The following is a 22275-nucleotide window of genomic DNA, read 5'->3' on the forward strand; positions in this document are numbered from 1 at the left end:
TTAAAATTGCTTAATTTTGCTAAAGGAAATCGAATGGTTACTTTAATTGACAATTCAAAAGGCAATCGCCCGGCTAATGGCGAATTTAGGCATCCTGAAAAACGCAATCGGCCAGATAATCCTATTCAGCGTAAGCCTGATTGGATACGTGTGAAAGCACCGGGGACCGGTGAATATAAGGCAACACAAGCACTGGTTAAGGCAAATAATCTGCATACAGTTTGTGAAGAGGCGGCATGTCCAAACCTTGGCGAATGTTGGTCAAAAAAACATGCAACCATGATGATTCTTGGCGATACATGTACTCGTGCGTGTGCTTTTTGTAATGTGAAAACTGGTAAGCCTGGCCCAGTTGATGTTGACGAGCCAAAACATGTTGCCGAAGCCGTTGCAAAAATGGGGCTTCACCATGTTGTTATCACATCTGTTGACCGCGATGATTTGGATGACGGCGGCGCATTCCAGTTTGTTGATACAATAAGAGAGATACGTAAGGCCTCGCCAGAAACTACTATTGAAATTCTAACCCCTGATTTTTTACGTAAAAAAGGTGCTTTAGAAAAAGTTATTGATGCCCGTCCTGATGTTTTCAATCACAACCTTGAAACTGTTCCGCGACTATATTTATCAATTCGACCGGGTGCACGTTATTACGCCTCTTTAAGGTTGCTTGACATGGTCAAACAACGAGACCCATCGGTTTTTACAAAATCTGGTTTAATGGTTGGTCTTGGTGAGAGCAAAGAAGAAATTATGCAAGTTATGGATGATATGCGAAGTGCTGAAATTGATTTCATAACGATTGGACAATACCTTCAACCAACAAAAAAACACGCAGCTGTTGATCGATTTGTTCCACCTGATGAATTTAAGACTTATGAAACGATTGCTTATTCCAAAGGCTTCTCAATGGTTTCTTCTTCGCCTCTAACGCGTTCAAGCCACCACGCAGGTGACGATTTTGAAAAATTGCGTGAAAATCGCCGTCGCGAGCTGGGGCTCTAACTTATGTCAAAAACCGGTACTATTAGGGTTAATCGCATAATAAAGCATAGTGCCGACGAAATTGTGGCCTTGGTTGGCGATGTTCCGAATTATGGAAAGTTTATCCAATGGGTAAAGGCGGTTAGAATCTGGGACAAAGCGCCAGATGGCAATTCTTTTAGTGCAGAACTAATGATTGGCTATAAGGCAATAAGGATTCCATTTTCAACGCGGGTGACTATTGACAAAAACAATAGAACCATCAGAACTTCGCTTTTAAAAAATAAAAGTTTTTCACTTCTGCCAAATCCATTAAGATTGCTTGAGTGTACATGGAAAATTATGCCGCATGAACAAGGATGCGAAATAGACTTGCAAATAGACTATAATTTCGCAGATCCATTTTTGGCAACGCTTATTACCTCTAATATCAACAAAGCTACTAGCAGACTTATCGAGGCTTTTAGTAATGAGGCAGATAAAAGATACGTTATCCCATAGACTACTGCATTGCCTTAAAGAACAAGCCAATTGCGTAATTAACAGCGCTTAACCTAATTTTGTCGCGTCCGATATCGCCAAAGTTTTGTTCAAATGTTCTCGTCAGTGAGCCTTTACGGGCAAGTCCGAAATAAACTAATCCTACAGGTTTTTCAGCAGAGCCACCGCCAGGTCCAGCTACACCAGTTACGGATACCGCAACATCTGCCGCCGAGTTTTTTAAAACACCATTTGCCATCGCATTGGCAGTCTGTGGTGATACAGCACCATGAAAGCTAAGCGTATCAGTTGGGACGCCTAATAATTCATGCTTTGCAAGGTTTGAATAGGTTACGAACCCACGCTCAAAAACATCAGAAGAGCCTGGGATTTCGGTTAAAAGCCCAGCTAGAAGTCCGCCCGTGCAGCTTTCAGCAGTTGCAAACTTAACTTGGTTGATGCGTGCTTCCATCAATAATCTTACGGTGGCATCAATTAATTCTTCGTCAAACATAATAGTATTCCTGTTTCTGAATATTTTAAATATATTGAACCACGCTTGCAATTGCTTGTGCGGCAATTCCTTCACTTCGTCCAGTAAATCCAAGACGTTCAGTCGTGGTTGCCTTTATACCGACCCTATCAATGGGGATTCCCAAAACCGCGGCAGTGGATTTTTGAAGTGCCTCACGATATTTGCCAACTTTGGGTGCTTCACAGATTATGGTAATATCAACATTTGCGATTTCTGCGCCGTGTTTCTTAACTTCATCTTTTGCAAATTCAAGAAAGATTGAAGAGGCGGCACCTTTCCATTTATTATCGCTTGGCGGAAATACCTTTCCAATATCGCCAAGAGCCATTGCCCCAAGTAAGGCATCTGTCAATGCATGCCATGCTACATCCGCATCTGAGTGCCCCTCAAGCCCCATTGTATGAGGTATTTTAACCCCGCAAAGTGTAACAAAATCGCCATCGCAAAAACGATGAACATCAAATCCAATACCTGTACGCGGTAAGATTTTTGGTGATAATGTTCTTTCCATACGTTTAAAGTCTTCTTTATAAGTTAGCTTATCAGAGAATGATGTGCCCTTAATTGCCTTTATTATCATTCCATTTTGTGTTGCGATTTGTGCATCATCAAGTGCGGATTTAAAATCACATGATGAATAGGCTGCCAAGAGTTTGTTATATTTGAATGCTTGTGGTGTTTGCGCTCTAATGCGTTTTGTTTTGTTTACGGGCGACAAAAGTTGATTATCATCATCAATTTGCCAAAGAGCATCCGCTATTTCAACATATGGTATCGCCCCATCTGCGCCATTTGAAATTGCATCCTGCATTGAATTAATAACATCACTATCAATAAACGGTCTTGCCGCATCATGGATATACACATTGTCTGGCGATAAAATTTTTGCCGCTTCAAGGCCATTATAGACGCTTTGTGATCGTGTTTTTCCGCCGATTATAATTGTATAATTGTTATAATTAACTAGTTGTTCTCTAATGAAATCGTGCCACTCAGGGTTAGCAACAACTATTATATGGCTAAATAAATTTGACGTGTAAAAGAATTTAAAAGAGTGTACAAAAAGTGGTAGGCTGAGAAAATTATTATATTGCTTCGGAATATCAAGACCGGTTCGGGTACCGGTTCCCGAAGCAACAATTATAGCAACATTATTCATTAAAAACTCTAGCTTAAAAAATAGATGTTTAAAGGATAATAGGTTTAGTAAGTTTTGCAATCGTAAAGTCAGTGTCTGTATTTTAGACAAAGTGATTAAAATATGGTCATAATTCAATTGACCAAATTGCTAATCATATTAAAACATTTCAACAATTAACAATCTGCTTAAAATTTAAGCTCGTGATTTGGATGGATTTATGGAAGCGGTAAAAGAAATGATTGATGAGGCACATCAGCCTTCAATAGAATTTATACCAGCCCCGATAGTAGTCGTGGATAGCGAAGGCTATTTAAAATACGGAAATGTCTTTTCACAAGATTTGTTGGCATCTTCTAAAAAGTCCATGATTGGCAAGAATTTATTTGAAATAATTCGCTCTGAGGAATCTTTGCGCACTCTTGTGAAAAAAGCGGAAAGTTCAAACTCGGTCATTACTTCGTATGATATTGAAATTATTGATGCCAATTTAAATAGTTTTAAATCAGACATTACAATTTATCCTTCTGTTGCATCTGGACTTTTTAATGTCATGTTTTGGGTAAAGAGCCTTTCTGAAAACATCATTGAAAAAAAATCTGATAATGAAAAAAGCAAGTCATTTGGGCAAATCGGCCGTGCCTTGGCACATGAAGTTAAAAACCCACTTGCTGGCATTAGAGGTGCTGCACAATTGTTAATGCTTGACGCTTCTAATGAGCAAAAGCCACTTGCGAAATTAATCATTGATGAAACCGACCGTGTGCACCGCCTTATCGATCGTGTTGAAAGCCTTGGCATTGATAATGCCGTAGAGCTTGAACCAATTAATATCCATTCAATTATAGACCGTGTTGCCCAACTTGCTGAAAACGGTTTTGCCAGCGAGCTGCATATTTCAAGGCAATATGACGTTTCTTTGCCATTGATAATGGGTGAACGAGACAGGCTTACACAAGTGTTTCTAAATCTTGCAAAAAATGCCGCCGAAGCCGCAAACGAAAAAGGTGCAAAAGGGCAGGTTATTTTTGCAACATCATACAGACATTCACGGAAACTTCGCAATAATGAAATAGAGAACCCACATTTACCTATCGAGGTTTCGATTACGGATAATGGTTTCGGTGTTCCTGATGATTTGCGTAACGTAATTTTCGACCCCTTTGTCACCACCAAGAGCGAGGGAAATGGGCTTGGTTTGGCATTGGTAAGGAAAATGGTAACCGCACTTGGCGGAACAGTTGATTTTGAATCCCAACCTGGGCGAACGTGTTTTCGGGTACGCTTGCAGCAGGCATTGGATGTGGAGTAATTTATGTCACTAAATAATGTAAACTATAATAATGATATCCGAGGCACAAAAGGTACTGCGTCCACAATTCTAATTGCAGACGATGATGCATCCATCCGCACTGTATTGTCACAAGCATTGGCACGTGCGGGTTTTCAGGTTCGTTCAACATCGAACGCATCAACCTTATGGAAATGGGTAAAAGATCAAGAGGGGGACTTGGTCTTGACTGATGTGGTTATGCCAGATGGTAGCGTTTTTGATTTCCTGCCCAAAATCCGTATGGAGCGCCCAAAGCTTCCAATCATTGTTATGAGCGCGCAATCAAACCTTCTGACTGCTGTTTCTGCCGCAGAGCAGGGGGCGTATGAATACCTTCCAAAGCCGTTTGATTTGGACAAAATGATTGACCTTATTAAGCGCGCCTTAGAGCCAGTTGGCGAACACCGCGCAGTTGTGCAAAAACGTAAAGCACAGGTTGATGAAGGTCTGCCACTAATTGGTCGTTCTAATTCAATGCAAGAGGTTTACCGGTCTTTATCACGCGTTGCGCCAAGCGATTTAACCGTGCTTTTAGAAGGTGAGGTCGGTGTTGGCAAAAAACTAATTGCCCGCACAATTCATGATTATTCAAACCGTAAAACCGCGCCATTCCGCACTATTAACGTTGCCGGTTTTACCAATCCATTTGACTTGGATAAGGTGTTTTATGGCAAAAACCTTCAAGGTGGTGGCCTTATTGATGAAATGCGCGGCGGCACCATTTTGCTTGACTGCGTATCTGATACCACAAGTGAAATGCAATCGCGCATTCTTGGCATTATCTCCGATTTAGAAGCCGGCGATATAAGGATTATCGCATCATCAAACGATAGTTTGCGGGCGAAATTGGCGGCCGGTGAGTTTCGTGCTGACTTGTTCCATATATTGAATGTCATAAGCATTAGTGTGCCACCGCTTCGTGAACGTGTTTCCGATATCGGTGACTTGGCTCGCCTATTCCTAACGCGTGCGTCACGTCTTGGAAATGGCGAAAAAATCATTGATAAAAGCGCAATTGAAGAGCTTGAACAATGGTCATGGCCTGGCAACGTGCGTGAGCTTGAGAACCTTATGTATCGTCTATGCGTACTTAACTCACAGAATGTTATTAATGCCTCTACGGTTGCCAATGCCTTGGTCGAGGCAAAGATTATTCCGGTTGCTGCCTCAAAAGAGCAAGACGGCGATTTACAAAGCATGGTTAAAAACACCATTTCATCCATCCTGCTTAATGCAAAAAATGAAGGTAAAAATATCCACGATCTTCATTCAAACATTATCCGTTCGGTTGAGAAGCCATTGTTTGAAATGACCCTTAAAGAAACCCGTGGCAACCAAATCAAGGCAGCTGAATTATTGGGCCTAAACCGCAACACATTGCGTAAACGCCTCAGTGACTTTGGTTTAAACTAGTGATTTTGGTTTAAATTAGTGACTTTGGTTTAAGATAGGCAATTCTGGTAAACCCAATTGCCTATTTTGTAACTTGACCATTCCATTGCGTAACAAATGTTGATAATTCAATTTGGCGGTTGTGCCAAAAAAATATTATTAATCAATTTGTTACGTAATGATTTTAGCTATTTTTTGCGCAATTTCCGAAAATTGTTACCAAATGTTGACATTTTTACTTGGCGAGTTTTAACAAAAAACATTATTAATCAATCTATTACGCTATATTAAATGGCGTAAATTCCGCGCATTGCGCAAAACCCTGACAAATCCTGACATTTTAAAAACATACTAACATCTTCAATTAATCCCAATGTAATTTGGAATTATAATTGCGTTTGTTAGTGGTGGGGATACGCATTATTCTTTTGCATCAGCGGTAAATTATAAAACAAATTATTAGGAATATTGGAATTCAGTATACGCGAAAATCCGAAAACTATATTATAGGGATTAGTTCATATCCATATTTGCAAAATTGACATACACACATTACTGAAACTTTACCTTTGCCCCTGTTGCGGCGCGACAACTATTGTGTCATATATGCAACATGGTTGATGTTCAAAAGAATGAAACTCCAATAAAAAAAGCCGAAACCGGCTTCATTAACCGCAACGACGGCTTTGAAACCCTTAATTACGGGCTTTCTAAATATGCGCTAATCTTATTTGGCGTTGGTTTTCTGCTTAATGTTATTGCCCTGTATTTTTCGGTATCACAGGCACAGGATAATGGCTTTGCCGGAAAAATCATTGCGTTTTTCCTTATTGTAAACGCCCTGATTATTGGGTTCTTTGTTTATCGTCTTTTCAAAGTTTTCAAAAGCCTGCAATTTTTCAAGAAAAACAAAGGGCAGGGGTCGATTCTTCACCTGCGTTATGTGCGTTTCTTTGTTATGGCGGCGGCGATTCCGGCGATTATTATCGCGCTCTTTTCCGGTGTAACCTATGGACGCGGGGTACAGGTTTGGCTTTCAGGTCAGGTTAAGGATGCGATTACATCGACATCAAACCTTGGTAATGAAATTATCAATCAAATTTCTGAAAGCGCGCGTGCCGATATTATGGCAATGGCGTCGGACCTTAATCAGGCGTCCGCTAATTTTTCTTCATCGCCAGAACAGTTCAAGGAATATTTGCAAACCCAAGCCGTAAGACGTGCCTTTGTTGCGGTTTATATTATCCGCGAGAATGGCGAAATAATTTCAAAGGCAGAACGTCCGCAAAACGTCCCCGCATATAAACCGCCATCAAAAGATAATTTTGATACTGCGCGCGTTGGCGACGTTTCCTTTACTTTTGACGAGGTAACAACCCAAACCCTTTTCCGCCTTGATGGCATAAGTGGCGCATATCTTTATGCCATTAGATTGCAAAATCCAGAACAAATTTCGGTACTTAGTAAGGCAGAAAAGACAATATCCTCATATCGCGCATTAGAGGCGCGTCAGGCCAATATTCAATTTATTTTTGGTATTGCCTATCTTGAAATTGTTTTGCTTGTGGTTTTGGCTGCGGCATGGCTTGGGCTTTATTCGGCAACAACAATTTCTGTGCCCGTTGCAAAATTGGTGAATGCCGCCGGACAGGTTGCGGCAGGTGATTTAAGCGTCAGAATTGATACCGATCGCAAGGTGCATGAACTTGCGCTTTTAACCGATACGTTCAACACAATGACCAAAGAGTTACGGGTTCAAAAAGACGAGCTAGAGGCCGAACGTGAAGAGGCGGTCAAAAGATCCCAATTTATCAATGCGGTTATTGAAGGGGTTTCGCCTGGTGTATTAACACTATCAAAAGACGGAATTATTTTAACCGCCAACTCATCTGCGGCAAAGTTTTTGGCGATACCGGCGGAAAATTTAATTGGTACATCGCTTGAGGCGGCGTTTCCGCAATTCATTGCCGTAATTGAAAAATCGAAAACCCATCCGGGTGAAAAATCGCAAATTGAAATAAGTCGTGAAAATATTAATTTGCAATTTGAAGCCAGTGCGGCCCATGCTGGAGACGATTTGGTGATAACATTTGATGATGTGTCGGCCCTTATACAGGGGCAAAGGCAGGCGGCGTGGCGCGATGTTGCACGCCGTATTGCGCACGAAATTAAAAACCCACTTACACCAATACAGCTTTCTGCCGAACGTCTGACCCGTAAATTCGGCAAACAAATCGTTGAGGATAAGGATACTTTTGTTCGCCTTAATGAAACAATTATCAGACAGGTCAGCGATATTGGTCGTATGGTTGATGAGTTTTCATCATTTGCGCGTATGCCGGCACCGAAATTTATTGCTGCTGATATTTGCGAAATTACGCGCGAGGCCGTGTTCAGCCAAAAAATAACCTTTGCAAATATAGACTATCAATTAATCAGCCCACCAGAAAAAATCAAAGTTATGATGGATGAGCGGATGATTTCACAGGCATTATTAAATATTTTGAAAAATGCGGCGGAATCTATTTCTCATGAACAGGTAACTCAAAACGGCGAATATAAGGGAAAAATTGATATTTCTGTCGAAATTAAAGGTGAAAATGTTGTGATTACCATATTGGACAATGGCATTGGCTTCCCGGCAAATAATCGCCACAGCCTGCTTGAACCATATGTAACCACGCGTGAGAAGGGTACTGGTCTGGGGCTACCGATTGTGGTGCGGATTATCGAAGAACATGGCGGGAAATTACGACTTATTGACCGACCAGACGGGGAAAAAGGTGCGGGTGTTCAAATGAACTTACCTATTTTAGCAACAAGTGAAGTAAATTCGGAGGATGATAATGGCTGAAATTCTTATTGTGGATGATGAAGCCGATATTCGTGATTTGATTGGCGGAATCCTTGAAGATGAAGGTTATAATGTTCGCTTTGCTTCAAATTCGGACATGGCTTTGGATGCTTTTCGCGGGCGGCGCCCAGATTTAGTTGTTCTTGATGTATGGTTACAGGGTTCAAAACTTGATGGCCTTGAAATTCTTTCAACTATCAAGGGGATTGATGAAACTATTCCTGTGGTTTTGATTTCTGGTCACGGCACGATTGAAACCGCGGTTTCGGCATTAAAACGCGGTGCTTTTGATTATATTGAAAAGCCATTCAAAAGCGAAAGATTGTTGCTTTTGGTTGAGCGCGCCTTGGAAAATGCCAATTTATTAAATGAAAATGCGCGCCTAAAATTACGCAGTATGGCGGATGATGAATTGCTTGGTCAAAGCATTATCATGCAACACCTCAAAAGCACTATCGAAAAAGTTGCCCCGATGAATTCGCGCATTCTTATTTCCGGTCCATCTGGTTCGGGTAAGGAAATTGTTGCCAGAATGTTGCATACCAAATCCCAACGCGCAGAAGGGCCATTTATAGCGATCTCAGCATCATCAATTGCGCCTGAAAAAATGGAAAGCGAGCTGTTTGGTGAAGAAACGCAAGACGGCAGACCAGTCCGGATTGGTGTGTTTGAAAAGGCGCACAATGGAACTTTGTTGATTGATGAAGTTGCCGATATGCCATTTGAAACCCAAAGCAAGATTTTAAGGGTCTTGCTTGAACAACGTTTTAAACGTGTTGGTGGTAACAATTATATCGATGTTGATGTGCGGGTGATTTCATCAAGTTCACGTGATTTAAAGGCGGCAATTGCTGCGGGTATATTCCGTGAAGATTTGTATCACCGCCTAAATGTAATTCCTGTAAAAGTTCCGCCATTATCTGAACGGCGTGATGATATTCCGTTATTGGTTGAATATTTTGCGGGCAAAGTTGCAAAAGTGAACGGCCTGCAAAACCGCCCATTTTCAACAGAAGCAATTGCGGCACTCCAAACCGCACAATGGCCTGGTAACGTCCGTGAGTTGCGTAATTTGGTTGAACGGGTTTTAATACTATCGCAAGGCGGTGATAAGAATTCAATTGACCTTAGCGCATTGGGGCTAGAGAGCAGCGGTAATAACGAAGGCGACGTAAGAATTGGAATGCACCAAATGGTTTCATTGCCACTGCGTGAGGCAAGGGAGTTGTTTGAGCGTGAATATTTAACTTCACAAATCTCAAGATTCGGCGGCAATATTTCAAAAACTGCATCCTTCATTGGTATGGAGCGTTCAGCGCTTCACCGTAAATTGAAAACTTTGGGTGTTGAAGGTCTTAAAGGGGACAAGGACTAATGGCTAAAATTGCATATGTTAATGGTGGTTTTTCTCTTCAATCAGAAGCCGTAATAAATATTGAAGACCGCGGCCTTCAGTTTGGTGACGCCGTTTATGAGGTTTGGTCTTTTAAAAACTATAAGCTTCTTGATGAAGAAGGGCACTTTACCCGCCTGCAAAGATCCCTTGATGAACTTGGAATTGATTATCAGGTAAATCCTGTATCGATGAAGATTGTTATAAAAGAGCTTATAAGAAAAAACCGTGTAAGAGACGGTATGGTTTATTTGCAAATTTCACGTGGCACGGCGCCTCGCGATCACAAATTTCCTGATGATGTAATGCCAAACGTGATTTTTACGGTTAAACCGTTGAATTTTGTGGCTTTGGAAAACAAAGCACAAAAAGGCATAACAATAACCTTTATGCCAGATAATAGATGGGGACGGGTTGATATTAAAACTACTAATTTGCTCGCCAATGTTTTGGCAAAACAAAATGCATTGGATAATGGTTTTGATGATGTTTGGTTTTTTGACAATGATGGATTTATTACCGAGGGGACTTCTAACAACGCTTGGATAATCGATAAGGATGATAATCTTATTACTCGCGCACTTTCAAATGAAATTCTTGCGGGTATTACCAGAAAGTCGGTACTGGCGGCTGCGGCGCAATTAGGACTAAATATTGTTGAGCGTAAATTTACTGTCGAAGAAGCTATTAATGCCAAAGAAGCCTTTATAACATCGGCAACACAGTTTGTTATGCCGGTCGTTAAAATGGAACAAAATACCATAAGTGGCGGCAAAATGGGTTTGGTTGCGTCCAAATTACGCACTCAATATTTACAAAATAATATGTAAAATAATAGAAATTAACTGTGTTGATTATTGAAATTATATATAAAACAGTTCAAATAGGGAAATTCATTATTTGTAATAATGGATTTATAAAGTGGCATCCCGCCTTACATCAATATTAAAAAAACGGAAAAAAATATGTCAGGTGAAAAAAAACAAAACTTACAGGACGCTTTTTTAAACGCGGTCAGAAAAACTAGAACTCCCCTTACGATTTTCCTTGTAAACGGTGTTAAATTGCAGGGTGTTGTTACTTGGTTTGATAATTTCTGCCTGTTATTGCGCCGCGAAGGTCAGGTGCAATTGGTTTATAAGCATGCCATTTCAACTATTATGCCGGGCGGTCCGGTATCATTGTTTGAAAATGAAACTGTCGAGGACGACAATTAATTTAAAAAGGTTTTACCTTGTACGAAACTCGTACGCCTAAACAAAGGGCGTTGGTAATTCATCCTGTCACCAAAGAATCGGCGGCAAATCGTGAGCCTGACTTGCGCCTTGAAGAGGCTGTGGGTCTTACGATTGCGCTTGGGCTAGAGGTTTGTGGCGCATTCATTGAAGTAATTCGTGAAATTCGCCCATCAACCTATTTGGGTAAGGGTAAGATTGAAGATTTTCGGGCACAAATCGAAGTTGATGAAGTCGATATTGTAGTAATCGATGATGAGATAACGCCTGTTCAACAACGAAACCTTGAAAAAGAACTTAATGCCAAGGTTATAGATAGAACGGGACTTATTCTTGAAATCTTTTCCCTTCGTGCGCGTACCAAGGAGGGTAAGTTACAAGTAGAGCTTGCACGCCTTACGTATGAACGTTCGCGCCTAGTTAGGACTTGGACCCACCTTGAACGCCAACGTGGCGGAACGGGTAAAACCGGTGGCCCAGGGGAACGCCAAATCGAGCTTGATAGGCGATTAATCGCTGATAAAATCGTAAAATTAAAAAAAGAACTTGAACAAGTGCGCCGTACACGTGGTTTACAACGCCAAGGGCGCGAACGCGTGCCGTATCCAGTTGTTGCTCTTGTCGGCTATACCAATGCTGGCAAATCTACATTGTTTAACAATGCCACCAAGGCAAAAGTTTTGGCAAAGGATATGCTTTTTGCCACACTTGATACAACTTCACGCGCTATGAAAATTAAAAATGGTCGTGAAATTATTTTATCAGATACGGTCGGGTTCATTACTGATTTGCCCCACGAATTAATCGCGGCATTTCGTGCAACATTAGAAGAAGTTGCCGATGCCGATATTCTTATCCATGTTCGCGATATTTCGTCACCGGAAACCGTTGCGCAAAAGCAAGATGTTGATGAAATTCTTGATAAAATACTTGAAGATAAAGAATTAATACCAGCCGTTATTGAGGCGTGGAATAAGGCAGATTTACTTTCAGAAGCTGAATTCAACTCTGCCCAAGAGGATGCAGAAAACATTTTCAAAAAAACTGGCACGAAATCGGTTTTGATTTCTGCTGAAAACGGGCAGGGTCTCGATGAATTATTCCAAGCTGTTGAAAATGAGTTGGCGGTTGGATCCAAAGAGGGGTATATAAAAATTACCCCAATAGATGGTAAAATTCGTTCATGGCTTTACGAAAAAGGTGCGATTTTGAACGAATATCCGCTAGAAGATGGGGATGTGGTTTTAAAAGTCATTCTCAACAAAATTAATCACGCTAAATTCATGGCGCAATTTCATGAATTTGTTGAATTAGATTTCGCCACGCTCCGAAAGCTTGGCATTAACCCATAATGCCTCCATTTCATCAAGGCTTGCCTCATTGGTGGTGCGACCTTGTGATTTAAGTGATTGTTCAACTGCACGGAAACGGCGTTCAAACTTTGCATTTGCGCCGCGTAATGCCTTTTCAGGATCAATTTTTAATTTACGTGCCAGATTAACCAAAACAAACAAAACGTCGCCGATTTCTTCTTCGATATGGTCGGTGTCTTTTTCGGAAATTGCTTCACGGGTTTCGGCAATTTCTTCTTCTAATTTTGCAAAGACATCATCGGTATTTGCCCAATCGAATCCAACCCGTGCCGCGCGCTTTGATAATTTTTCAGCCCGTGACAAAGCGGGAAGGGGAAGGGCAACCCCCGCCAAAACACTATCATCATTTTTGATTTTATCTTCACGTTCTTTGGCTTTTAATTTTTCCCAATTGCCCAAAACTTCATTTGGTGTTGCAAATTCAGCGTCACCAAAAACATGGGGATGACGGCGCACCATTTTTTCATTTAAGGTTTCCACAACATCGGTAAAGTCAAACATTCCGGCCTCTTCTGCCATGCGGGCATGGAATGCAACTTGAAACACCAAATCCCCCAATTCCTCTTTTAATGCCGCATAATCGCGGTGAAGAATTGCGTCATAGACCTCATAGGCTTCTTCGATTGTGTAGGGGGCAATTGTATCAAAATCTTGCTCTATATCCCAAGGGCATCCTTTTTCAGGATGGCGTAAAGCCGCCATGACTTCGATTTGTTTTTCGATTGCCTTATGTAATTTGTCGCTTTTATTGGTCATTATTGTTTCGCTAATTCTTGTTGAACTTCTTCGACCCGTGCGCGGGTTAATGGATAGGATTTCATTAATAATATTATCACCAAGTTCGATAAAATTGGTAGCCCAACAAATAATGCCTGTAATCCCATGAGAGAAAATGCGCTATTCATAGAGCCCAATTCACTTTTGAAATGTATCATATCAAGCAAAATATAAGTTACGCCAACCGATATCGCATATCCTGCCTTGGAGGTTAGGGTTGTTGCGGCAAATAAAAGCCCAGTGCGATCGTGGCCAGATTTCAATTTATCCTCGTCACCAACATCGCCAACCATTGCCCGCAATAATAGGGTGGGTGCGGCGAATACTGCGCCGGCAAAGGCGATTATCAATGCAGCAATCAAAAAAATTCCACTTGGCATAAATATCAATAAACTTTGTGAAATTACTACATAAATTGATGCAAGCGCGTATGAAACATGTTTTCCAAACTTATTTGCAAGTTTTGTCCAAATTGGTGTGCAAATCAAACCCACAACAAAATATATTAACATCAATGTATTAGCTTGTCCGGCATCATATCCTTTTATGCTTTTTAAGAAAAACAAGAAAAGTCCGCCGATAACGCCGTTCGCAAATGACGAAAATACATCAGAAAATAATAGCCTTCTGAACGCGTCAATGCCAAATAGAATTTTGAAATCTTTTAAATCAGTATGTTTCGCCGCCGCATCAGCCTTGTTTTCTTTGGCAAATAAATATGAAATAATGGCACTTATGGGCATCATTATCATGATAAAAAGCCCCATAGCTTGAACGCCGTTTGCCGCTGTTCCGCCTGTTTTCTCAATGATAACGGGGAGGGCGAGGACCAATAACATGCCAATAATATTGCCTATTTGCCAATATGAGAAAATACGCGAACGTTCGTTATAATCACTTGATAGTGAGTTTCCGACACCTAATTGCGCCAACATACAAACAGAAAATGCAAAATATGACCCAATCAATGCAATTGTAAGATAGGCCGGCGATGCACCGGGCTTTGCCATAAATAATAAATAACCAAAAAATGCGAGAAGGGGGGCGCCGCCTAATAAGTATGGTGTAAATCGACCGATTTTTGAATTGGTTTTGTCCATTAAAACCCCAAGACCTAGGTCAATGAACACATCCAAAAGACGTGCCGCCATAAAAATCATGCCAACTGTGGCAAGGCTTAAACCAACATAGCCAACATAATGTGGCGGTAGTTGAACAACAATTGGCAATCCAAATGCCGCCAAAGGCAAAGAAGGGGCAGAAAACGCCAATATACGCGGTAATGAAACTTTTTCTTTTATGATTGTTGTCAAAACTTGCCCCTAATAAAAGCGTTATATTTTTGCTTATTTGGATCGTAAAAAATGTTGCAGTGCATGTGTATATCCACGTGGTGCGATAGTTCCATGATCTTCATCATTTAAAACTTCATATTTCACCTTAAGCGAAGGATAATTATGACTTTGCAGAACTTTTGCAAAATCTTGAGTATCGGTTACCATATCATATCGATTGGGATCTTTGGCAGGGCCGAGACCAGGCGTCTCATATTCACCGATAAACATAAAAACATCGGCGGGTAAGTCTGTATGGGTTGCCGCATATTCTGCTTCGGTTTTGAATGTATAGCGACTGTCATACCAAAGAGATGGACTGCCAAGGATATAACCACTGAAAAGTGTTGGGTCATTTAGTAAAATTTGTGCGCCAAACAACCCGCCATACGAATGCCCCGCGTAAATACGACGAGTTTTATCGGCTCTAAATTTTCCTTCTACAAATGGTATAACTTGCGCCTTTATATATTCAAGATAGTGCTTTGCGCCACCGTAAACGGCACCAACAGGGGCATCGGGGGCGCCAGTTGTGGTTGGGGTATAATCGCGGCGGCGACTTAGGCCGCCATTTTCGCCTTTGGCATAAGAAAGACCAACCAAAATATAGTCTTCAATTCCACCAGCGCGCCACCCGAGGCGATTTATAACAGGAAAGGAATAGTCGGCATCGGTAACATATAAAACCGGATAAATTTTATCTGGATTACTGTTGTAATTCGATGGAAGTTTTACATAAATTTGGTAATTACGACCAGATTCCTTATCAGGAACGTCCCAAACCTGTGAATCGGCGATGACATATGGTTGACCATTTCCAATGCTTTGTTCGGTTTTTCGTGAATCAATTATGGGGGCAGGTGTTGCTTTTTTTGTAATTTCGCCACTTGTTACACAGCCAGTAAGTGACATTAAACCTAATCCCGCGATAATTATTTTATTCATATTAACACCCTGATTTTTATTCAGTTAAATTTATTTTGCAAATGCTGTAAAGGCTTTGGGGTGATTAAACTATAAAATGCTGATTTATTTATATAGATAGAGCCATAGTGGGGGTAATAAACATTATGGCATTAGTCGCATAAGGTATATTATGGGACAATTTATTGTGCGTAAGCCCCCTCAAACTGTATTATAATTGATTTTTTGAGTGTATTTTGCCACGAATACTTTTATTACCAAAACACATGAACATGCAAAATATAAATGACAAAAATAAATCGGAAACTTCATCAAATGTTGTTTCGGATTCTTCGCTTGCATATAAACGCATGAAATCCATTGCTACTGGATTGTTTATAATAATGACGGCTATTTACGTCATTTCAAAATTTGTAGAAATTAAATTCCATTGGGTTTCATATATTCGCGCATTTTCAGAAGCTGCAATGGTTGGCGCTTTGGCAGATTGGTTTGCGGTTACGGCATTGTTTAGGCATCCGATGGGAATTCCAATCCCACATACTGCAATCATTCCAAATTCAAAGGATAGAATTGGTGAAGGCTTGGGAAGTTTTATTTCTCGTAATTTTTTGCAGCCTGAACAGGTTAAAAAGCGTCTTGAACCAATTGATTTGGCACAATATTTTGCGAATTGGGTATTAGAGCCAAATCGTGCGCGGCAAATTGCCAATGGTATTGCATCAACAATCCCAAGGATTATGGCGCTTTTAAAAGATGGGCCAATTTATAATTGGCTTGAAAGTACAATAACTGATAAATTGCGAAATCTCGATGTTGCATCCCTTCTCGCTGATGCAATTGGAATTTTGACATCAAATAACCGCCATCGCCCTATTGTCGATTTAATCATCTTTCACGCTGATTTGGCAATTAATAATTACGAACCTGAATTTAGAGAAAAGGTTTCTAATAATACTAATTGGCTCCCGAAATTATTTTCTGTTGATGATACTGCGGCGGATTCACTGCTTGCCTCAATTCGCGAAACTTTACGTGAAGCGGCGCATGACCCAAATCATAAATTACGAAATGCAATTGATGATGCGATTAAGCATTTTCAACAAAATTTACGTAGTGATCCCAACCTTCGTGATAATTTGAAAAATTGGATTATTGATTTTTCAGAGCATCCAGTTGTTACAAATTATATAAAAGGAATCTGGGCGGACTTGAAACGTGATATGTCTTTGCCAGATGCGGTACGTCACGAAAACATTGTAAATGCGCTTGAAAACTCTTTGTCTGATGTTGCAAATTCTTTGTTAAAAGACAATGAGTTGCGTTTATCAATTAATGCAAGGTTTAAACAATGGGCGGTTGAATTATCGGCCGCGCAAGGTGAAAATGTTGGCAAAATGGTTGCCGATACGATTAAAAGCTGGGACGCGACAACAACCGTTAATCAAATTGAAAATGCGGTTGGCCGTGATTTACAATATATACGGATAAATGGCACGGTTATCGGTGGTATTGTTGGACTATTTATTCATATAATTTCACAAATTATTTTTAAACATCTTGGTTGATTAACATACCGTCAAATGCCGGAACAATATTTTCAGGCAAGGTTTCAAGCAAAATTTTGTAATCCATATCAATATGTAAATTGGTCAAGATTGCTTGTTTTGGCTTTATTTTTTCAATCCATTCCAATGCCAAATCCAAGTGTGCGTGTGATGGATGTGGCTTGTACCTTAATACGTCAACAATAAAAAAATCTAGGTCGTATAAACAATCTATGCTTTCTGGTGGAAGAACGTTTAAATCGTTGCAATATGCGGTTTTGCCATATCTGAAACCAACACTTTGAATGCTTCCATGTTCCTGACGAAGAGGGGTGAAGCCAATTTTGCCCCCCTTCCCGTCTATTTCGAATTCTGAACCAAATTCTGGCAATGGATTAATCTGCATTAAAGGCGGGTAACCATCCACCTCATAACCATTAAAAATATAGCCAAATCTTTTAATTAGGCTTGCTTGTGTTGGTGCATCCATAAAGGCGTTGATAAGTGCTTTTGAATTATACGCAATTGGGCGAATATCATCGATGCCATGTGTTTGGTCTGCATGGTCGTGGGTGAAAAATACGGCATCGAGATATTTTACCTGTGCCTTTAAAAGTTGGGCGCGTAAATCAGGCGACGTATCAATTAATATTGTGGTTGGCTCATCAGATAGTGAGTAATCATATTTTTCAATCAATATAGAACAGCGTGTGCGGTAATTTTCTGGAATAGCTGGATCGCAGGCGCCAAAATCACCACCAACGCGTGGAACCCCACCAGAAGAGCCACAGCCCAATATTGTTGTTTTTATGCGATTTCTCATGACGCTACATTAACCGCCCTTTTGAATAATGAAAAGAAATTTTTATCCAACTCGTCCTTAAAGCCTTCTTTTGGTTTTCCAAGGAATTCAGATAAATAATCAACTAAATAGTTGATAAATTCCGGTTCATTACGTTGTCCCCGCTTTGGAATAGGGGCAAGATATGGGCAATCGGTTTCAACCAATAGACGGTTTGACGGGATATATTGGATATTATCACGAACATCTGATGCATTTTTAAAGGTTGCGATACCTGAAATCGAAACATAAGCACCCAAATCTAGCGATTTTTTTAGTAATTCCGTGCCAGAAGTATAACAATGCATTAAAAGAGGAAATTCGCATTCCTTCATTGCATCTTCAAGAATTTGTGCTGTTTCAATGTCAGCAAGTCTTGTGTGAACTATAAGTGGTAACTTACTGATTTGTGACGCTTTTATATGTTCTATAAAGACTTTAATTTGCTCTTCTTTCGGGCTTAGATTATAATGAAAATCAAGGCCAGTTTCACCAATGCCAATTACTTTTTCATTGTGTGCAAGGTCAACAAGTTTGTCCGAATTTAAATCTAAATGGTCTTTTGCTTCATGCGGGTGGGCGCCAACAGACATCCAAAAATTGTCACGGTTTTCAACGATGGAAAGAATACTTCCATAATTTTCAACTCGGTCACAGATTGATAACATGCCGTGAATGCCGCCTTCCCTTGCACGTTTTATAACTTCTTCAAGATCACTTTCATATGCATGATGGTGAAGGTTTACATGGGTATCAATCATTTGCGACCTATTTTATTTCCAATGACTTTTTGATTATTTTCAATGCTTCTAATATTGCCGCACCTTTATCAAGGTTGTTGGCAACTGCACCACGTAGATCCTGTAATGATTGCCATGCTTTGAAAAGTTTTTCTTTTGGGATACGGCTTGTAAGGCGTGCTAGGGCGGCACTTTCGCCAACTTCAATTTCTTTGATGTCGCCACCTGTACCGGCGTTGGTGGCGCGATATATCCAATTAGATAAAAGTTCAAATATAATTTCAAAGATAGCTTCATCACGTGCCATATCAGCAAGTGCAAAAGACTTTTCCATTGGGCAATTGGGAAATGTGTTCAAATATCCGGCAATCAGATTATAAACGCCGTCAACATCATATTTTTCAAGCGCCAAAGCGCGACCATAACAACCATTTGCCATTGCTAATTGGGCATAATTATACTTTGGCAAAAATTGCTTCATTTCCACATCGCTCATTGGTTTGAGGCTAAGGACGCGGCATCTTGAGCGTATGGTTGGTAGAATTGAACCCAACGAATTGGCAATTAAAATTATTACTGCGCCTTTTGGTGGTTCTTCTAGTGTTTTTAAAAGGGCGTTGGCGCCGGCATCGCGTAAATCATCAACGCTATCGATTATTGCCACCCTGCGGCCAAATTCGTTGGATGACTTTAATGAAAACATGTTTGTTAATTGCCGTATTGCAGCGACACTTACATCACGTTTTACTGTTTCGGCTTCGGGGTCATAGCGTGTAGCAGTTTTTAAGTCACCCAAGGAGCCATTTGCGATTTTGGCAACAATCGGGTCGTTCTTATTACTTGATAATGGGCTTTCATCACTTGCTTGTGCACCAAGATAACGCCTAGCAAAGCGATATGCCAAAGTTGCCTTCCCTACCCCCTTGGGACCTGTGAAAATCCATGCGTGATGCATTTTTGCTGATTGTAAAGCATTATAAAGTGCAAGCTCTGCTGCTTCATTACCAAAGAAATTCATGGTTTCGCGGGGATGGGGCAAACCATCAATTGCATCAATTCCCATCTTATGCCTCTTTTAGGCTTATAGAAAACTTTTGTGCAATCAAATCCATTGCAATTTCTTCAATTTCGTCTGGGGTTTTGGTTGCATCAATTACTTTACAGCGTTCAGGCTCATTACGTGCGATTTCAAGATAGGCATCACGTAATTTTTGATGGAATTCAATTTTTTTGGCTTCAAAGCGCCCCTCTTTATCATCGCCATCAATATTATTGCGAGAATTAGCACGGGTTAAGCCGGTTTCGACATCAATATCTAATATCAAGGTAATGTCGGGCATGGTTGGCCCAACGATATTTTCTTCTAAAGCTTTTATGATATTGCTTTCTCTTATCCCTAATTGCCCTTGATATGCGCGTGTGGAATCAAAGAAACGGTCACAAATAACGATTTTTCCGTCTTCAAGTGCGGGCCTTATAAGGCGGTATAAATGATCCTCACGCGCGGCGTAGAAAAGGCATATTTCACTTGTTACATCCCAACGTTCAGCAGAACCTTTTACAAGTAAATTACGAATTTCCTCCGCACCGCTCGTGCCGCCTGGTTCACGCGTAGTTACAACAGTGTTTCCAAGGGCAGTCAGGCGTGCAACAAGCCTTTTAATCAAGGTAGATTTACCTGAACCCTCACCGCCTTCAAGCGTTATAAATAGTGACTTTTTGCCTGCGTTATCCATACCAATTCAATGGCGTTAATGCGTGCTTTAGTCAAGCAATCAATCACAAATTCTAGTCTGCGTTAGCATAGAATTGTTTTTTGTTTAGTGGTTGATTGTTGGCCTGAATTTGATTTGATTGCGCCAATAATACGCGGTACATAACGCCATTTGCAGTTTGCACCTCAGTGATTTTTACATCGCCTTGGACTTTTGAACTGCTTGCAAGTCTGTCAGCATTTGCACGGCTTGCGAATGCACCAATCTGTACATAGTTCAGGTTTTTGGCAACGCTTTGCGCAACTGGTGCTTTAGGGGTGGTATTTTGTGCCAATACAATTGGGGCATCTATTTTTGCAGGTGCAGAAGGTGATTTAACAACTGGTTTATCAGCCATAACAGCAGGTTTTGCTACCGCTTTTGCTTTTGGTGCATCATTCGCGGCAAGCATAACTTTATTATTGTCGCCATCATTGATTTGGGGTGCTTGACCGACATATCTTACACGAACATTAGCAGTTCCTTTGTCTTTGAAGCCCAATAATTCGGCAGCACGTTTTGAAACGTCGATAATGCGACTTGATGCAAATGGACCACGGTCATTGGCGCGGGCGATAATAGTGCGACCATTATCAAGATTGGTAACTTCAACTAATGAAGGTAATGGCAAAGTTGGATGCGCAATAGTAACTTCGTTCATATCAAAAGTTTCGCCATTTGCGGTTTGTTTGCCGTTAAACTGCTCACCATACCATGATGCAACACCAGTTTCATCATATTCAGGTTCATGAGAAGGAATATACCACTTTCCATTAACTTGATACGGAGATCCTACTTTTTGATATGGTGCAACGTCAGCTGGGCGAACTGAAGATGCATATGCACCAGCATCATTTGCATTATCGGCCATTACGTCCATTCCAAGTTCGCGGAACATTTGTGCTTCAGAAACATAAGTTACGTTTTCTTTGGCTTTTGGTTGCATGGTTTCCCTAAAGCTAGTGGCTTTTTTCTCAACACTTGCCATTTTTACGGCTGGTTTTGCGGAAACATCTTGGGCTGCAACATTTTTTAAAGGTGCTTTTACAGGTGCTGGGCTAACGGCGTTTTTATTCGCGGTAACTACTTGGTTTTGTACCGGTTTTGCAGCTTGTATTTTTTTGTCAGAAACAGCAACATTTTGTTTTTTTGCAGCTTTTTCTTTTTTCAACAAATCAAGTGGTGAAAGGATTTGTTTGTTATCACCTTTTTTGTAATTCATTGATTGGGCACTGGTTCCGGCAGCTTCATTAGAGCTGACAACAGTTTTTTTGACTTTTTTTTCTGCTTTTAGATTTGGTGCAGAAGGTTTAACCGCATCAGCTTTTAAAAGCTTTTCAGATTTAACGACTTTGTTTGCATTATCAGAGTTAAAAGAAACAACAGGTTTAGAATTTTCAGATTTGCGAACAAAACTAATTGATTTGCCCGCTTCATTCAAATTCCCTGCCATTGCTTGTTTGGTGCCAAATGCAGCCAAAGAGAAAAGCAAGAAAATTATTTTTAAAACTTTGTTACCTTGAATACCCACCGTTTTCCCCATTTTTTATTATGCTACTTAAAAAAGGTGAAATCGGGCTTTGAAAAATAGATTGTATTTTATCTAATTTTTATAAAAATACATTTTTTACAATAATATCA

At 40.5% G+C, this 22275-nt stretch carries 20 protein-coding genes; 10 read left to right on the forward strand and 10 right to left on the reverse strand.

The features are described 5' to 3' along the window. The first annotated feature begins 6 nt into the window (after positions 1–6). Together lipA and KXV15_RS07240 are read left to right on the forward strand one after the other, a co-directional pair. Positions 7–1005 (forward strand): lipoyl synthase, encoded by a 999-nt coding sequence (gene lipA, locus KXV15_RS07235; protein ID WP_338050427.1) that lies wholly within the window; start codon positions 7–9, stop codon positions 1003–1005. A gap of 3 nt (positions 1006–1008) precedes the next feature. Further along, positions 1009–1485, forward strand: a complete 477-nt coding sequence (locus KXV15_RS07240; protein WP_240007505.1) for a type II toxin-antitoxin system RatA family toxin — start codon at positions 1009–1011, stop codon at positions 1483–1485. A 1-nt stretch (position 1486) separates the two neighbouring features. Here the strand turns inward: KXV15_RS07240 and KXV15_RS07245 are convergent, their stop codons facing one another. Together KXV15_RS07245 and KXV15_RS07250 are read right to left on the reverse strand one after the other, a co-directional pair. After that, the gene (locus tag KXV15_RS07245) at positions 1487–1978 is read right to left on the reverse strand and encodes a CinA family protein (protein ID WP_240007506.1); all 492 of its coding nucleotides are present in this window, start codon (positions 1976–1978) and stop codon (positions 1487–1489) included. Positions 1979–2003: 25 nt separating this feature from the next. Further along, complete coding sequence (locus KXV15_RS07250; protein ID WP_240007507.1) at positions 2004–3158, reverse strand: bifunctional 2-C-methyl-D-erythritol 4-phosphate cytidylyltransferase/2-C-methyl-D-erythritol 2,4-cyclodiphosphate synthase; 1155 nt, start codon at positions 3156–3158, stop codon at positions 2004–2006. A gap of 199 nt (positions 3159–3357) precedes the next feature. Here KXV15_RS07250 and KXV15_RS07255 point away from each other — a divergent pair, with 199 nt between their 5' ends. From KXV15_RS07255 to hflX, 7 genes are all read left to right on the forward strand, one after another. After that, positions 3358–4449 (forward strand): two-component system sensor histidine kinase NtrB, encoded by a 1092-nt coding sequence (locus tag KXV15_RS07255; protein WP_240007508.1) that lies wholly within the window; start codon positions 3358–3360, stop codon positions 4447–4449. 3 nt (positions 4450–4452) lie between these two features. After that, positions 4453–5883 (forward strand): sigma 54-interacting transcriptional regulator, encoded by a 1431-nt coding sequence (locus KXV15_RS07260; protein ID WP_240007509.1) that lies wholly within the window; start codon positions 4453–4455, stop codon positions 5881–5883. Between the two features lie 592 nt (positions 5884–6475). Next, positions 6476–8716 (forward strand): sensor histidine kinase, encoded by a 2241-nt coding sequence (locus KXV15_RS07265; protein ID WP_240007510.1) that lies wholly within the window; start codon positions 6476–6478, stop codon positions 8714–8716. Further along, positions 8706–10091, forward strand: coding sequence for a nitrogen assimilation response regulator NtrX (gene ntrX, locus KXV15_RS07270; protein WP_240007764.1), 1386 nt, complete (start codon positions 8706–8708; stop codon positions 10089–10091). Before KXV15_RS07265 ends, ntrX begins: the two co-directional genes overlap by 11 nt. Then, the gene (locus KXV15_RS07275; protein WP_240007511.1) at positions 10091–10939 is read left to right on the forward strand and encodes a D-amino-acid transaminase; all 849 of its coding nucleotides are present in this window, start codon (positions 10091–10093) and stop codon (positions 10937–10939) included. The genes ntrX and KXV15_RS07275 overlap by 1 nt, the downstream gene beginning before the upstream one ends. A gap of 135 nt (positions 10940–11074) precedes the next feature. Continuing rightward, positions 11075–11326 carry an RNA chaperone Hfq gene (hfq, locus tag KXV15_RS07280; protein ID WP_240007512.1) on the forward strand — a complete coding sequence of 84 codons (252 nt, stop codon included), beginning with the start codon at positions 11075–11077 and terminating at the stop codon, positions 11324–11326. 17 nt (positions 11327–11343) lie between these two features. Continuing rightward, the gene (hflX, locus tag KXV15_RS07285; RefSeq protein WP_240007513.1) at positions 11344–12696 is read left to right on the forward strand and encodes a GTPase HflX; all 1353 of its coding nucleotides are present in this window, start codon (positions 11344–11346) and stop codon (positions 12694–12696) included. Here hflX and mazG read toward each other — a convergent pair. From mazG to KXV15_RS07300, 3 genes are read right to left on the reverse strand one after another with little or no spacing between them, the layout of a single operon-like run. Then, positions 12655–13473: a nucleoside triphosphate pyrophosphohydrolase gene (gene mazG, locus KXV15_RS07290; RefSeq protein WP_240007514.1), complete on the reverse strand. Its 819-nt coding sequence runs from the start codon at positions 13471–13473 to the stop codon at positions 12655–12657. The two genes, hflX and mazG, sit on opposite strands and share 42 nt — an antisense overlap. Further along, positions 13473–14807, reverse strand: coding sequence for an MFS transporter (locus tag KXV15_RS07295; protein WP_240007515.1), 1335 nt, complete (start codon positions 14805–14807; stop codon positions 13473–13475). The genes mazG and KXV15_RS07295 overlap by 1 nt, the downstream gene beginning before the upstream one ends. A 33-nt stretch (positions 14808–14840) precedes the next feature. Next, positions 14841–15773, reverse strand: coding sequence for an alpha/beta hydrolase (locus tag KXV15_RS07300; RefSeq protein WP_240007516.1), 933 nt, complete (start codon positions 15771–15773; stop codon positions 14841–14843). A gap of 251 nt (positions 15774–16024) precedes the next feature. Here KXV15_RS07300 and KXV15_RS07305 point away from each other — a divergent pair, with 251 nt between their 5' ends. After that, positions 16025–17320: a DUF445 domain-containing protein gene (locus tag KXV15_RS07305; protein WP_240007517.1), complete on the forward strand. Its 1296-nt coding sequence runs from the start codon at positions 16025–16027 to the stop codon at positions 17318–17320. On the opposite strand, the gene KXV15_RS07310 is transcribed toward KXV15_RS07305, so the two are convergent. From KXV15_RS07310 to KXV15_RS13510, 5 genes are read right to left on the reverse strand one after another with little or no spacing between them, the layout of a single operon-like run. Then, positions 17304–18122, reverse strand: a complete 819-nt coding sequence (locus tag KXV15_RS07310; protein ID WP_240007518.1) for an MBL fold metallo-hydrolase — start codon at positions 18120–18122, stop codon at positions 17304–17306. The genes KXV15_RS07305 and KXV15_RS07310 overlap by 17 nt on opposite strands. Then, positions 18119–18901 carry a TatD family hydrolase gene (locus KXV15_RS07315; RefSeq protein WP_240007519.1) on the reverse strand — a complete coding sequence of 261 codons (783 nt, stop codon included), beginning with the start codon at positions 18899–18901 and terminating at the stop codon, positions 18119–18121. The genes KXV15_RS07310 and KXV15_RS07315 overlap by 4 nt, the downstream gene beginning before the upstream one ends. A gap of 7 nt (positions 18902–18908) precedes the next feature. After that, positions 18909–19943: a DNA polymerase III subunit delta' gene (locus KXV15_RS07320; protein ID WP_240007520.1), complete on the reverse strand. Its 1035-nt coding sequence runs from the start codon at positions 19941–19943 to the stop codon at positions 18909–18911. A gap of 1 nt (position 19944) precedes the next feature. Next, entirely contained in the window at positions 19945–20616 is a 672-nt protein-coding gene (gene tmk / locus KXV15_RS07325; protein ID WP_240007521.1) for a dTMP kinase, read from the reverse strand. Between the two features lie 52 nt (positions 20617–20668). Beyond that, positions 20669–22165: a septal ring lytic transglycosylase RlpA family protein gene (locus KXV15_RS13510; protein ID WP_240007522.1), complete on the reverse strand. Its 1497-nt coding sequence runs from the start codon at positions 22163–22165 to the stop codon at positions 20669–20671. Positions 22166–22275 lie beyond the last annotated feature (110 nt).

Source organism: Pseudaquidulcibacter saccharophilus (assembly GCF_019455445.1).
Lineage (GTDB): Bacteria > Pseudomonadota > Alphaproteobacteria > Caulobacterales > Aquidulcibacteraceae > Pseudaquidulcibacter > Pseudaquidulcibacter saccharophilus.